10 protein-coding genes are annotated in these 13,607 nt (G+C 73.4%); 1 reads left to right on the forward strand and 9 read right to left on the reverse strand.

What is annotated here, in order from left to right; translation table 11 throughout:
- A partial coding sequence (locus VT52_RS02315) for a maltotransferase domain-containing protein (RefSeq protein ID WP_143070826.1) occupies nucleotides 1-816 on the reverse strand: 816 nt, incomplete at its 3' end.
- 321 nt (nucleotides 817-1,137) lie between these two features.
- Between VT52_RS02315 and glgP the strand changes: the two genes are divergently transcribed.
- Nucleotides 1,138-3,756 (forward strand): alpha-glucan family phosphorylase, encoded by a 2,619-nt coding sequence (glgP, locus tag VT52_RS02320; protein ID WP_046423280.1) that lies wholly within the window; start codon nucleotides 1,138-1,140, stop codon nucleotides 3,754-3,756.
- A gap of 11 nt (nucleotides 3,757-3,767) precedes the next feature.
- On the opposite strand, the gene VT52_RS02325 is transcribed toward glgP, so the two are convergent.
- From VT52_RS02325 to VT52_RS02360, 8 genes are all read right to left on the reverse strand, one after another.
- Entirely contained in the window at nucleotides 3,768-4,289 is a 522-nt protein-coding gene (locus VT52_RS02325) for a DUF1990 domain-containing protein (RefSeq protein WP_046423282.1), read from the reverse strand.
- A gap of 90 nt (nucleotides 4,290-4,379) precedes the next feature.
- Nucleotides 4,380-6,035, reverse strand: a complete 1,656-nt coding sequence (locus VT52_RS02330; protein ID WP_046423284.1) for a M4 family metallopeptidase — start codon at nucleotides 6,033-6,035, stop codon at nucleotides 4,380-4,382.
- Between the two features lie 311 nt (nucleotides 6,036-6,346).
- Nucleotides 6,347-8,131, reverse strand: a complete 1,785-nt coding sequence (locus VT52_RS02335) for an ABC transporter ATP-binding protein (RefSeq protein ID WP_046423286.1) — start codon at nucleotides 8,129-8,131, stop codon at nucleotides 6,347-6,349.
- Nucleotides 8,128-9,849, reverse strand: coding sequence for an ABC transporter ATP-binding protein (locus tag VT52_RS02340; protein WP_046423288.1), 1,722 nt, complete (start codon nucleotides 9,847-9,849; stop codon nucleotides 8,128-8,130). The genes VT52_RS02335 and VT52_RS02340 overlap by 4 nt, the downstream gene beginning before the upstream one ends.
- A 101-nt stretch (nucleotides 9,850-9,950) precedes the next feature.
- Nucleotides 9,951-10,592, reverse strand: a complete 642-nt coding sequence (locus tag VT52_RS02345) for a response regulator (RefSeq protein WP_046423291.1) — start codon at nucleotides 10,590-10,592, stop codon at nucleotides 9,951-9,953.
- On the reverse strand, nucleotides 10,582-11,832 hold the full coding sequence (locus tag VT52_RS02350) for a sensor histidine kinase (protein WP_046423292.1): 1,251 nt from the start codon (nucleotides 11,830-11,832) through the stop codon (nucleotides 10,582-10,584). Before VT52_RS02350 ends, VT52_RS02345 begins: the two co-directional genes overlap by 11 nt.
- A 26-nt stretch (nucleotides 11,833-11,858) precedes the next feature.
- Nucleotides 11,859-12,593, reverse strand: a complete 735-nt coding sequence (locus VT52_RS02355; protein WP_046423293.1) for an ABC transporter permease — start codon at nucleotides 12,591-12,593, stop codon at nucleotides 11,859-11,861.
- The gene (locus VT52_RS02360) at nucleotides 12,590-13,498 is read right to left on the reverse strand and encodes an ABC transporter ATP-binding protein (protein ID WP_046423295.1); all 909 of its coding nucleotides are present in this window, start codon (nucleotides 13,496-13,498) and stop codon (nucleotides 12,590-12,592) included. The genes VT52_RS02355 and VT52_RS02360 overlap by 4 nt, the downstream gene beginning before the upstream one ends.
- Nucleotides 13,499-13,607 lie beyond the last annotated feature (109 nt).

Genomic DNA, 13,607 nt, shown 5'->3' on the forward strand with positions numbered 1-13,607 from the left:
GTGCGGCCGCTCCTTCGTCCCCTCGCTGCGCGGGAAGAACTCGTACCAGGAGCCGTAGAGCGCCCGTTCCCGCTCGACCAGCAGCGGCATCGGGTCCGAGGCGGTGACCAGCTCCCGCAGCGGGTGACGGTCCAGGAGCTCCCGCACGGGGGGCCGCAGCGCCTCCGCCAGCCGCCAGGCGGCCGGGCGTTCCCCGTCCCGCAGGGCGGCCGCCGCGTCCAGGATCTCGCGCCGGTGCGTCTTCGGGACCCCGGCGGCGGCGCGCTCGTACAGCCGGGCGCCCTCCTCCAGCACCAGTTCCGTGTCCATGCCCGCCGGGATCTTGATCCCGGCGTGGTGCCGCCAGGTGGCGAGCGGATCCGCCCACGCCTCGACCGTGTACGTCCAACGGCCGGGCACCCCCGCCGTGACGGTGGCGCCCCAGCGGTCGGTGCCCGGGGCCAGTTCCCGCATCGGCGTCCAGGGGCCCGGCCGGCCCCGGGGGTCGCGCAGCACCACGTTGGCCGCCACCGCGTCGTGCCCCTCGCAAAACACCGTGGCCGAGACCTCGAACGACTCCCCGGTCACCGCCTTGGCGGGCCGGCGCCCGTGCTGGACCACGGGGCACACGTCGAGGACCGGGATGCGGCCGACGGCGGTGGCCTGCCCCGGTGGTGTCCCGGCGGGGGACTTGGCGCGTTTTCGGGCCGCTGTCTTCTTCGCCGCCGCCGCGGGCGCGCCGCCCGGGGGTGGGGCGGCGCCCGGGGGCGGGGCGGTGCCGGGCGGGGCCGGCGACGAGGTGTGCGTGGCGGCTGACGAGTGGTGCGTGGCGGGCATGACCGCTCCTGTCCGCGTCAACGTGGGATGACTAGGGGAGGTGGGTCCTGCGTGCGGTTCCGGGTGGTGCCTTCGGGGCGGGTACGGAGGAGCCTTCCCATCCTTCTCGGGTGGGCAATCCGGAACTTTGTTAACTACTCGTGCGTATGTCCACCCATCAGACCGGCCCACTTGTACGAGTGCCCCGGGCCCGCCGGCCCACGCCCGACACCCCCGCCGGGACGTCCCCACCGACGCTCCGGTAACCACTACCGTCGGGAGGGACGACGAGACGCACGCCGCCGTGCGTCTCACTCCGAAACGCGCCCGCCGAGGTGGCATGTGAAGGCGATCCGTCGGTTCACCGTCCGTCCCGTTCTCCCCGAACCTCTCCGGCCGCTGAGCGAGCTGGCGCACAATCTGCGCTGGTCATGGCATGCGGAGACGCGCGATCTGTTCCAGTCCGTCGACCCGGGGGCGTGGAGTGCCGCAGGGTGCGACCCGGTACGACTGCTGGGCCGGGTGCGGCCCGCGCGGCTCGCCGAACTCGCGGGGGACCGGCGCTTCAGGCGGCGTCTGAACGCGGTCGCGGACGATCTGGACGACTATCTGACCGGTGAGCGCTGGTACCAGGCCCAGCCCGAGGGGCTGCCCTCCGCCGTGGCTTATTTCTCCCCCGAGTTCGGCATCACGGCCGCTCTGCCGCAGTACTCCGGGGGGCTCGGCATCCTCGCCGGCGACCATCTGAAGGCGGCCAGCGACCTCGGTGTCCCCCTCGTCGGGGTCGGGCTGCTGTACCGGCACGGGTACTTCCGGCAGACCCTCTCCCGGGACGGCTGGCAGCAGGAGCACTACCCGGTGCTCGACCCCAACGAGTTGCCCCTCACCCAGTTGGCGGAGGCCGACGGGACGCCCGCGCGCGTCGCGCTCGCGCTGCCCGGCGGGCGGGCCCTGCACGCCCGGATCTGGCTGGCGCAGGTCGGCCGGGTGCCGCTGCTGCTGCTCGACTCGGACGTGGAGGAGAACGACCTCGGCGCCCGCTCGGTCACCGACCGGCTCTACGGCGGCGGCAGCGAGCACCGGCTGCTCCAGGAGATGCTGCTCGGCATAGGAGGTGTCCGGGCGGTGCGCGCGTACTGCCGGCTCACCGGGCACCCGGAGCCGGAGGTGTTCCACACCAACGAGGGGCACGCGGGCTTCCTCGGCCTGGAACGGATCGCCGAACTCTGCGCGCGGGGAACGGACTTCGACGCCGCGCTCGAATCGGTGCGCGGCGGCACGGTGTTCACCACCCACACCCCGGTCCCGGCCGGCATCGACCGTTTCGAACGGGACCTGATCGCACGGCATTTCGGCCCGGACGCGGAGCTGCCCGGCATCGAGACGCACCGGATCCTCGCGCTCGGTATGGAGACGTACCCCGGCGGCGAGCCGAACCTGTTCAACATGGCCGTGATGGGGCTCCGGCTCGCCCAGCGCGCCAACGGGGTCTCGCTGCTGCACGGACACGTCAGCCGGGAGATGTTCGCCGGGCTGTGGCCGGGATTCGACGCCGAGGAGGTGCCGATCACCTCCGTGACCAACGGGGTGCACGCCCCCACCTGGGTAGCCCCGGAGGTGCTGCGGCTCGGCGCCCGGAAGATCGGCACCCAGCGGGCCGAGGACGCCCTCGCCGTCGGCGGCTCCGAGCGCTGGGACTCGGTGGCGGACATCCCGGACCAGGAGATCTGGGAGCTGCGCCGCACCCTGCGCGAACAGCTGGTGCTGGAGGTGCGCGAGCGGCTCAGCGCCTCATGGCGCCAACGCGGAGCCGGGAGCGCCGAGTTGGGCTGGATCGAGTCGGTCCTCGACCCGGACGTGCTCACCATCGGGTTCGCGCGGCGGGTGCCGTCCTACAAGCGGCTGACGCTGATGCTCCGCGACCGCGACCGGCTGCGGGAGCTGTTGCTGCACCCCGAGCGGCCGGTGCAGCTCGTGGTGGCGGGCAAGGCGCACCCGGCCGACGACAGCGGCAAGCGGCTGGTGCAGGAACTGGTCCGGTTCGCGGACGACGCCCGGGTGCGGCACCGGATCGTCTTCCTGCCCGACTACGGCATGGCGATGGCGCAGCGGCTCTACCCCGGCTGCGACGTCTGGCTCAACAACCCGCTGCGCCCGCTGGAGGCCTGCGGCACCTCCGGGATGAAGGCGGCACTCAACGGCTGCCTCAACCTCTCCGTGCGGGACGGCTGGTGGGACGAGTGGTTCCGGCCGGACTTCGGCTGGGCCATCCCGACCGCGGACGGCGCCGGCACGGACGCGGAGCGGCGCGACGACATCGAGGCGGCGGCCCTCTACGACCTGCTGGAACAGCGGATCGCCCCGCGCTTCTACGAGCGCGGCCGGGGCGGGCTGCCCGACCGGTGGATCCAGATGGTCCGCCAGACCCTCACCCTGCTCGGCCCCAAGGTGCTGGCCGGCCGCATGGTCCGCGAGTACGTGGAGCGGCTCTACGCCCCGGCCGCCCGCTCCCACCGTGCGCTGACCCCGGACGCCGCCGGGGAGCTGGCCGGGTGGAAGGCGCGGGTGCGGGACGCCTGGCACGGGGTGAGCGTCGACCACGTCGAGACGACCGAGACGACGGCCACGGCGGAACTGGGTACGACGATCGGACTGCGGGTGCGCGTCGGGCTCGGCGCGCTGACCCCCGAGGACGTCGAGGTCCAGGCGGTCTCCGGGCGGGTGGACGCGCGGGACCGCATCACCGACGCCACGATCGTCCCGTTGAAACCGGCCGGCACCCCCGACCTGGAGGGCCACCGCCTCTACGAGGGCCAGCTCTCCCTCGACCGCACCGGCCCCTACGGCTGCACGGTGCGCATCCTCCCCGCCCACCGCCTGCTCGCCTCGGCGGCGGAGGTGGGCGTGGTGGCACTGCCGGCGGAGGACGCGGGGGAGGGAGCGGGGATGCTGCTGCGGTAGCCGGTGCCCGTTCAGTCCGCGTCGTACGCCGCGCACATCTTCTTCAGGACGGCCCCGCACCGCCGCGCGTAGGCGTGCTGGAGGCCGCGGGTCGCCGGGCCGCCCGCCCTCGCGTACCACTTGGCCGGCCTGCTGAAGGCGGCGACGGTGAGCCAGACCGTGCCGTCCCCGGTGCGGTCGACCAGGAAGGCTTCCTCGCCGCATTCGGGGTGGCCCCCGAGGGTGCCGTAGGCCCAGCCCGCGCGGCGGGGTTCCTCGGCGGTCCATATGACCTGGCAGGGCGCCTTGACGACGCCGGCCAGGGTGACCGTGACGTCCACGCCGGGGGCGGCGCGGTCGGCGGCGGCCTCCATGCCCACACCGAGCGCGCGGTGCATCTCCCAGGTGAGGACCGCCTCGGCGGCCCGGCTGAAGACCTTCCGGCCCTCGCCGAGGCGGGTGCGCACCAGCAGCGGGCGGAATCCGGGCGGGCAGAAGGTCAGGTCGTCGCGGGTCGCTCCGACCGGTTCGTACGTGAAGGGTGCCGAGGACATGGGGCACAAGGGTAGGGCGGCACCCGGAGGAGATCCGCTCCGGGTGCCGCCCTCTTCACAACCCTGCCCTCGTCACCGCCGCGCCGGGGGTCAGTTGACGTTGACCGCCGACCAGGCCGCCGCCACCGCCTTGTACTCGGCGCTGGAGGAGCCGTACAGGGCGGATGCCGCGGACAGCGTGCCCGTGCGGGCCGACTTGTAGTTGGTGGTCGACGTGAAGTACGTCGTCAGCGCCTTGTACCAGATCTGGAGCGCCTTGTCCCGGCCGATGCCGGTGACCGCGGAGCCGTTGTACGTGGGGGAGTTGTAGGACACCCCGTTGATCGTCTTCGCGCCGCTGCCCTCGGACAGCAGGTAGAAGAAGTGGTTGGCGACGCCGGACGAGTAGTGGACGTCCAGGTTGCCGACGGAGGAGGACCAGTAGTCCGCCGAGCCGCCGTCCTTGCTGGGCTTGTCCATGTAGCGCAGCGGGGTGCCGTCGCCGTTGATGTCGATCTTCTCGCCGATGAGGTAGTCGCCCTTGTCGGACGCGTTGTTGGCGAAGAACTCCACCCCGGTGCCGAAGATGTCGGAGGTGGCCTCGTTCAGACCGCCGGACTCGCCGCTGTAGTTGAGGCCCGCGGTGTTGGAGGTGACACCGTGGCTCATCTCGTGGCCGGCCACGTCCAGCGCGGTGAGCGGGTGGTTGTTGCCCGAGCCGTCGCCGTACGTCATGCAGAAGCAGCTGTCGTCCCAGAACGCGTTCACGTACTGGTTGCCGTAGTGCACGCGGGAGTACGCGCCGACACCGTTGTTCTTGATGCCGCTGCGCCCGAACGTGCTCTTGTAGAAGTCCCAGGTCTCCTGGGCGCCGTAGGCGGCGTCCGCGGCGGCCGTCTGGTCCGTGCTGGAACTGGAGGCCGTGCCGGTGCCCCAGATGTTGTCCGCGTCGGTGAACAGCGTGCCCTTGCCGCCCGTCCTGTGCTTCAGGTTGTAGGTGCTGTGGCCGCCGCGGGTGGCGTCGGTGAGCTGGTACGACGAGCCCGACTGGGTGGTGGTCAGGCTCACGGAGCCCGAGTACAGGGTCTTGCCGGTGCCGGTCGCGTTCTCGATGCCCTGGTACTCGAAGAGCTTCTTGCCCGTGGCGGCGTCGGTGATGACGTGCAGCTGGTTCGGGGTGCCGTCGTCCTGGAGGCCGCCGACGACCGTCTCGTAGGCGAGGACGGGGGTGCCGGAGCCGGCCCAGATCACCTTGCGGGCGCCGTCCGCGGTGGACTTGGCCGAGCCGAGGCTCTTGGCGGCGGAGACGGCCTGCTTCTCGGCCTTGGCCGGGGTGAGCCTGGGCGTGAGCGAGGCGACCTTGATGGTGGCCTTGTTCGCCTTGGTGACGCCCTCGGTCCTGCCGGACTTCGCGGTGTGGACGACCAGGTCGCCACCGAGGACCGGCAGGCCCGCGTAGGTGCGCTCGTAGCGGGTGTGCACCGTGCCGTCGACGTCCTTGACGACGTCCTTGACGACCAGCTTCTCCTTGGCGCCGAGGCCTATCTGCCGCGCGGTCTGCGGGGCGTCCGTCTGCGCCCGCTCGATCAGCGAGGTGTGGGCGGCGGCGGACAACGCGCTGGGCGCCGCGGCCAGCGGCTTGGCGGCGGCCGGGGTCTGGGCCGCCGAGGCGGTGGTGGCCAGACCGGCGGAGACGAGGGCTCCGGCGGCGACGGCGGTGGCGATGGCCAGGGTGGTGCGCTTGTGACGCGCGTAGAGGGGGCTCACGCAAGCTCCTTCTTCGTGGGGGAGTCCGGGCAGCGTGGGGTTACTGCCGGAGAGTGTGTTGCTGTGAAGCTGCTGTGCTGCTTGCGGCGTGGAGAGAGAGTGACACCCAAGGCGCGTACATGTCAGGACCCTGAAGTGATGTTGGCTGGAAGTGAGTGTCCGAGAAATATTGCGATGGTGTGAACGAGTCGCGCCCGGATTGCTGTCGCTCCCCAATGACCTTGATTTTTATGGTCCTTGGGGCATGGTTTTCCGGAATTTCACATTCCGTTCGTCCGCTTGAGGGCGTGCTGTGTGTGGCTTGATATCGGTCAGGCCCGTGCGGCATCCCCGTGCCAGGTCCGCCACAGCGCCGCGTAGGTGCCGCCGGCCGCCACCAGCTCGTCGTGGGTGCCCAGTTCGGTCAGCCGCCCGTGTTCCATCACCGCCACGCGGTCCGCGTCATGGGCGGTGTGCAGGCGGTGGGCCACGGCGACGACGGTGCGGCCGCGCAGCACGGCGGCGAGGGCGCGCTCGGTGTGCCGGGCGGTCGCCGGGTCGAGGAGGGCGGTCGCCTCGTCCAGGACCAGGGTGTGCGGGTCGGCCAGCACGACGCGGGCCAGCGCGAGTTGCTGGGCCTGGGAGCCGTCGGTCGGGTGACCGCCGGCGCCGAGGCGGGTGCCGAGGCCGTCGGGCGACTCGCGCACCCAGCCGTCGGCGCCGACGGCCGCGAGGGCGGCCCACAACCGATCGTCGGTGGCGGCGGGTTCGGCGATGCGGAGGTTGTCCCGGACGGTGCCGAGGAAGACGTGGTGCTCCTGGGTGACGAGGACGACCTGGCGGCGCAGCACCTCCGGCGCGAGCTCGGTGACCGGTACCCCGCCGACGGTCACCGAGCCGGTGCCGGGGCGGTCGACGCCCGCGAGGAGTCTGCTCAGGGTGGTCTTGCCGGCGCCGGAGGGCCCCACGAGGGCGAGGCGTTCACCGGGGCGGACGGCGAGGTCGACACCGCGCAGGACCTCGGCGCCGTGGTCGTAGGCGTAGTGGAGACCGCGGACTTCGATACGGGTGTCGGGGGCGGGGGTGGAGTCGGGGCTGGGGGTGGCCGTCGGGCGACCGTCCGCCGGGCCGGAAGCCCGCGCCAGCCCCTCCACCCGGGCGAACGAGGCCCCGGCGCTCTGGAGTTGCTCCACCCGCATCAGGATCTGGTCCAGCGGATCCACGAACTGCTGCAGATACAGCGCCGACGCCACCACCGCGCCCACGCCGACCTCGCCCCGCGCGTGCAGCCAGCCGCCGAGCAGCAGCGCGGCGGCCGCCGGGAGGGCGTACGTCGTCTCGATGACCGGGAAGAACACCGAGCGCAGGAACAGGGTGTGGAAGCGGGCCCGGCGGGAATGCTCCAGACTGTCCCGGCTCGCGGCGATCCGCCGCTCGGCGAGTCCGAACGCCTCGACGGTGCGGGCGCCTTCGGCCGTCGCCGCGATGATCTCCGCGACGGCGGAGCCCGCCGCGCCCTGGGCGAGATAGCCGTCCCGGGCGCGCCGCAGATACCAGCGCAGCGCCAGCCAGATCGGGGTCAGCGCGAGCAGCGCGATCCCGCCGAGCAGCGGGTCGAGCGCGAACACCGCGCCCAGGACGAACAGGCCCTGCACGCCGTTGATGAGCAGCTCCGGACCGGCGTCCCGCAGGGTCGAGCCGACGGTCACCACGTCCGCCGTGCCGCGCGCGGTCAGATCTCCGGTCCCGGCCCGCTCCACCGCGCAGGAGGGCAGCGCGAGCACGTTCTCGACGTAGCCCTCGCGCACCCTGGCAAGGGTCCGCTCACCGAACCGGTTGCCGGCCCGGCGCGCCCAACGGGCCAGCAGCAGCTGGGCCAGTGAGCACACCAGGATCCCCAGGGCCAGCCGGTCCACCGCGCCGACCCCGCGGCCGGCCCGCACCTCGTCGACGATCCGGCCGACCAGCCAGGGTCCGGCGAGCCCGGCCGCCGCGGCGAGCACGTTCAGCAGCAGGGTGCCGGCGAATTTCCGCCGGTCGGCGCGCACCAGCCGCAGCGCGGCCCGTCGTACGTCCGCGCGGTTCGCGACGGGCAGCAGCGTCTCGGCGGCGCTCACGAGGCAGCCCCTTCCGTGTCGATTTCCTCGGCGTCCCGGGCCACCAGCGCCCGGTAGGCGGGTTGTTCGGCCAGCAGCCGTCGGTGCGGCCCGGTCGCGACGACCTTCCCCTCGGCCAGGAACACCACGATGTCCGCGTGGTCCAGCACGAGCGGGGAGGTGCTGGCCACGAGGGTGGTACGGCCGTCCCGGGCCGCCCGCAGCCGCCGGGCCACCGTCGCCTCGGTGTGCGCGTCCAGCGCGGAGGTCGGCTCGACGGCGAGCAGTACCTCGGGGTCGGCCAGCAGGGCGCGCACCAGCCGCAGCCGCTGCCGCTGACCGCCGGACAGGCTGCGGCCCCGCCCGGAGACCGCCGTGTCCAGCCCGTCCGGCAGGCCGTCGACGACATCCTCGGCGGCGGCCGCGTGCACCGCCCGCCGCACGGCGTCCGCGCCGGCGGGCCGCCCCGCGGCCACGACCTCCAACAGCGGCCCGGCGAACAGATCGGCCTCGTTGTCCGCGACGAGGACGCGCCGGCGCACGTCCGCCAGCGGTACGGCGTCCACGCGCACGTCCCCCCAGGTGGCGTCGGTCGGCCCGTACCGGCCGAGGCGGTCGATCACGGCGGTGGCGTCGGCAGGCCGGGCGGCGGCCAGCGCGGTCAGCCGGCCCGGCGCCACCCGGGTCCCGGAGACGGGGTCGCACAGCTCGGCGGGCCGCTCGGGCGCCGGGAGGGTGCCCTCGTCCGGCTCCGGTTCCAGGCGGAGCAGCCGTACGACACGACGCGCGGCGACGACGCCCCGGTTGAGGTCGTAGACCATCTCCACGAAGAAGGCGACCGGGCCGACCAGGACCGCGACGTATCCGTACACCGCGACCAACTGGCCGATGCTCAGGTCTCCTTGGGCGGCCATGCGGGCCGCGAGCCAGGTGACGACGGCGAGGAACAGGGTGGGCAGGCCCACGGCGAGCGCCTGCACCCAGCTGGCCACCGAGGCCACCCGGTACCCCTGTTCGCGCAGCCGCCGCGAGTCCGCGCGGAAGGCGTCCGCGACCAGCCCCTTCCCGCCGAGGCCGCCCAACACCCGCAATCCGGCCGCGAGATCACCGATGCGGGCGGTGAGCACGCCCTGCCGCTCCCGGTACTCGCTCTCGACACCCTGGAGCCTGCGGCCGAGCGGCCCGGTGACCAGCGCGATCAGGGGCAGTCCGAGCAGCACGACCAGGGCGAGCGGCGGGGAGACCGAGACGAGCAGCCCGGCCACCACCCCGTAGAACACGATCGAGGCGACGCCCGGTCCGACCATGGTGAGCGAGTCCGAGACGGCGCTCACATCACCGACCCCGACCGTCACCACCTCGCCGGCCTCGGCCCGCCGCGACAACGCGGCGCCCAGCCGCACCGCCTGCTCCACGACCAGCTTGCTCGTACGGAAACCGGCGTCCATGCGCAGCCGGGTCATCGTCCGGTGCCGCAGAATGCTCAGCCAGGCGGTCAGCGCCCCCACCAGGAACATCGCCGCACTCCACGCGGCCAGCACGCCGAGCCGCCCCGGCACCAGCCCTTCGTCCACGGCCCGCTGCATCATGTACGGCTGCGCCGCCAGCAGCACCATCCACGCCGTCCCCAGCCCACCCGCCGCCCACGGCCGCCTCCGCTGCCGCGCCACCACCCACCACAGATACCACCAGCCCCCACGCGTCTGCGCCGCCCCCGGCTCCTCGTACGCGTCGATCATCGAGCCCCCAGCCACCGTGCGCCCACCGGAAAACCCAGACGGTATCGACGCCCCGCGGCACCGCTCCATCGATTAACGGGCGGGCGGGCGGGGGCGTGGGCTCAGCCCAGGATGCCCCGGTCGTACGCCGCCGCCACCGCCGCGGCGCGGTCCTTGGCGCCCAGTTTGGCGTAGAGGTGGGTGAGGTGGGTCTTGACGGTGGCCTCGCTGATGAAGAGCTCGCGGGCGATCTCGCGGTTGGAGGTGCCCCTGGCGACCAGGGCGAGGACCTCGCGTTCGCGGGCGGAGAGGGGTTCGTTGCCGGGGGCGGGGGCGCGCACCGCCCGCACGAGGCGGGAGGCGACGGCGGGGGAGAGGACGGTGCGGCCCTCGGCGGCGGCGCGCACGGCGGTGAACAGCTCGTCGCGCGGGGCGTCCTTGAGGAGGTAGCCGGTGGCGCCGGCCTCGATCGCGGGGAGGGTGTCGGAGTCGGTGTCGTACGTGGTGAGGACCAGGACCTTGGCGCGGGCACCGCGCCGGGTCAGTTCACGGATGGCCGCGACGCCGGAGCCCCCCGGCATGCGCAGGTCCATCAGGATCACGTCGGGGTCCAGCTCGGCCGCCCGTACGACCCCCTCGGGACCGCTCGCGGCCTCGCCGAGCACGCGGAAGCCGGGCGCGGACTCGAACATGCCGCGCAGACCGTCCCGGACGACCGGGTGGTCGTCGACGATCAGCAGCGTGATGAGGGGTTCAGCGGTCATCGCGCACCAACGGTACGCGAGCCGACACCGCGGTGCCGTGCCCCGGTTCCGACTCGACGGCGAGGGTGCCCGCGATCCGCTCCGCCCGCGCCCGCATCCCCGCCAGGCCGAAACCCCCCGCGTGGCTGCGGGCGGGGACGGCGGCCGGGTCGAAGCCGGCGCCGTCGTCGCGGATGTCCAGGATCACCTCGTCGCCCAGGTAGGTCAGCGTGACGCCGAGCCGGGTCGCACGGGCGTGCCGGGCCGCGTTGGACAGCGCCTCCTGGGCGATCCGCAGCAGCGTCGCCGAGACCTCCTCGTGCAGTGACCCGGTGGTGCCGGTGATGGTGAACTCGGCCCGCACACCGGTGCGTTCGCCCCAGTCGGCGACCGTCTTCTTCAGCGCCTGTGGCAGTCCGGCACCGGCCAGTTCGACGGGGGCGAGGTTGTGCACGGAGCGGCGGGCCTCGCCGAGGCTGTGCCGGGCGAGGGAGGAGGCGCGCTCCAGATGGGTGTGGGCGGTCGCCAGGTCGGTCGCGCCCGCGACCACCTGGAGCTGGGCGATGATGCCGGCCAGGCCCTGGGCGATCGTGTCGTGGATCTCCGCGGCCAGCCTGCGCCGCTCGTCGGCGACGCCCGCCTCCCGCGCCTGCACCAGCAACTGCGCGTGCAGGGCCGCGTTCTCGTCCAGTGCCTGCTGCAACGCCGCGTTGGTGCGCTCCAGTTCGTCGATGGTGTCGGCCTGGACCGCCATGCGCCGCTGCTCCTGATCGGCGAACCGGAAGAACAGACCGACCAGTCCGATGTTGGTGCACAGGACCGCCGCGAAGATCACCCACATCAGCGGCCCGTGCGGCGGCATCCCCCCGACCTCGCTGCCGGCCATGGTCACCGCGGTCATGAACAGCCCGAGCGGCACCACCCGCCGCGGCAGATGCAGCCCCGAGCTGTAGTAGCCGGCCGCCGCGTAGAACCCGAAGAAGGGGTTGAGCCAGGTCAGCGCGAACGCCATCCCCCAGCGCGCGAAGTAGAGGCACGCGCCGACGCGGTTCGGCTCCGGTGTGCCCCGGGTCACCCGCCGCCACGACAGCTGGAGCAGCACGGCGGCGGCCACCAGAGCGCCGGCCGCCACCGTCCCGCCCCGCGACATGCCGATCGCACGGGCCGAGGCGGCCGACGTCACCAGGCCCACGGCGAGCAGCGCGTAGGGCCCCCAGCGGTCGAAGGAGGCCCTGCGCGCGGGTCCGGTCGCGTGCGTCATGAGCCCAGTGTCCGGCACGGCGGCACTCACTCCCAGCGGAACCAGCGGGCCGCGCCCGCCGTGAGCAGCACCGCCCACAGTGCGAGCACCCCCAGGTGCTCCGAGCCGGGCCAGTGGCCGGCGGCCGCCTGGCCCAGGGCCTCGGCCGCCGCCCCGAAGGGCGTGAAGCCCACCACCCGGGCCAGCGTGTGCGGCATGTTCTGCACCGGCAGCCACACCCCCGCGCAGAACATCATCGGGAAGAACACCGCCGATCCGATCGCCCCCGCGATCTTCGTGGTCCGCGACAGCGCCGACAGGACGGAGCCGAGGGCGAGCGAGGCCGCCGCCGCGAGCAGCAGCGCCAGCAGATAGCCGCCCGGCTGCTCGGGCAGTCGTACGCCGAACACCAGCCGGCCGACCAGCAGCGCGAGCAGCGCCGAGGCGAGCGCCACCCCGCCCTGCACCGTCATCTGCGCGGCCAGCAGCGCGACCGGCCGCACCGGGGTGGCCGACATCCGGCGCAGGATGCCCCGCTCCCGGTATCCGGTGAGCACCTGCGGCAGCGACTGCGCCCCGCACATCAGCAGCGCGATCAGCACGGCAACCGGCACATAGGCGTCGATGGGCCGCAGCCCGCCCATCGACGCGTCGGCCTCGCGGAACGCCGGGATCGCGCCGAGGATCGCCAGCAGCAGCGTCGGGAACAGGAACATCCAGAACACGGCGGCCGGTTCGCGCCGGAACAGCCGGAACTCGGTACGCAGGACGGCGGTGTTCATGCCGTGGCCTCCATGGTCAGGTCGAGGAACGCGTCGTCCAGGGTGGCGTCCACGACACGCAGCTGATGGGCGGTGACGCGGTGCCGGGCGAGCAGGGTGAGGACCGCGTCGACGGTCTCGTCGGTGCCGGACAGGGTGAGCCGGCCGTTTTGCCGCCCGACCGAGGCGAGCGCGGGGAGCGCGGCCAGCTCACGCTCGTCCAGTGGCGCCGACGGGGTGAAGCTGATGACGGTCGCGCCCGCCGAGCGCCGGATCAGCCCGGCCGGGGTGTCCAGGGCGGCCACCCGCCCCTTGTCGATCACCGCGATCCGGTCGCACAGCCGCTGCGCCTCCTCCATGAAGTGGGTGACGAGCAGGACGGTGACCCCGCTCGCGCGGACGTCCTCGATCAGCTGCCAGGTGTCCCGGCGGGCCCGCGGGTCGAGACCGGTGGTCAGCTCGTCCAGGACCACGATCCGGGGGCCGCCGATCAGCGCCAGCGCGATGAACAGCCGCTGCCGCTGGCCGCCGGACAGCTTCCCGAACCGGGTGCCGAGCCGGTCGGTGAGGCCCAGCCGCTCGGCGAGGGGCCGCCAGTCGGCGGGCCGCGGATAGAACGCGGCGTACAGCTCCAGTGCCTCCCGTACCGTCAGCTTGGCCTGGATCTCGCTCTGTTGCAGCTGGGCGCCGAGGCTCCGGGCGACCTCCGCGTGGTCGGCGACCGGGTCGAGCCCGGCGACCCGGATCCGGCCGCCGTCGGGGACCCGCAGGCCCTCGACGCACTCGACGGTGGTGGTCTTGCCGGCGCCGTTCGGGCCGAGGATCCCGAAGATCTCGCCCTCCTCGACGGCGAAGGAGACGCCGTCCACGACGGGCCGGCCGCCGTACGACTTGCGCAGATCGGTGACTTCGATGACGGATGGCATGCGTCGAGAATCCCGTCCGGGCCGGGTCCGGCACATCGGCCGGCCCGCTCGAAGGCGCATCAGCCGATCGGTTGATGCGGGGTTACGACCCGGCGCGGGACCGGCGGCG

The organism is Streptomyces malaysiense (assembly GCF_000980885.2).
GTDB lineage: Bacteria > Actinomycetota > Actinomycetes > Streptomycetales > Streptomycetaceae > Streptomyces > Streptomyces malaysiense.

Coding starts and splice junctions, on each gene's coding strand:
- VT52_RS02355 (WP_046423293.1), bottom strand. CDS start 12,593: ATGAACACCGCCGTCCTGCGTACCGAGTTCCGGCTGTTCCGGCGCGAA.
- VT52_RS02345 (WP_046423291.1), bottom strand. CDS start 10,592: ATGACCGCTGAACCCCTCATCACGCTGCTGATCGTCGACGACCACCCG.
- VT52_RS02360 (WP_046423295.1), bottom strand. CDS start 13,498: ATGCCATCCGTCATCGAAGTCACCGATCTGCGCAAGTCGTACGGCGGC.
- VT52_RS02350 (WP_046423292.1), bottom strand. CDS start 11,832: ATGACGCACGCGACCGGACCCGCGCGCAGGGCCTCCTTCGACCGCTGG.
- VT52_RS02340 (WP_046423288.1), bottom strand. CDS start 9,849: ATGATCGACGCGTACGAGGAGCCGGGGGCGGCGCAGACGCGTGGGGGC.
- VT52_RS02325 (WP_046423282.1), bottom strand. CDS start 4,289: ATGTCCTCGGCACCCTTCACGTACGAACCGGTCGGAGCGACCCGCGAC.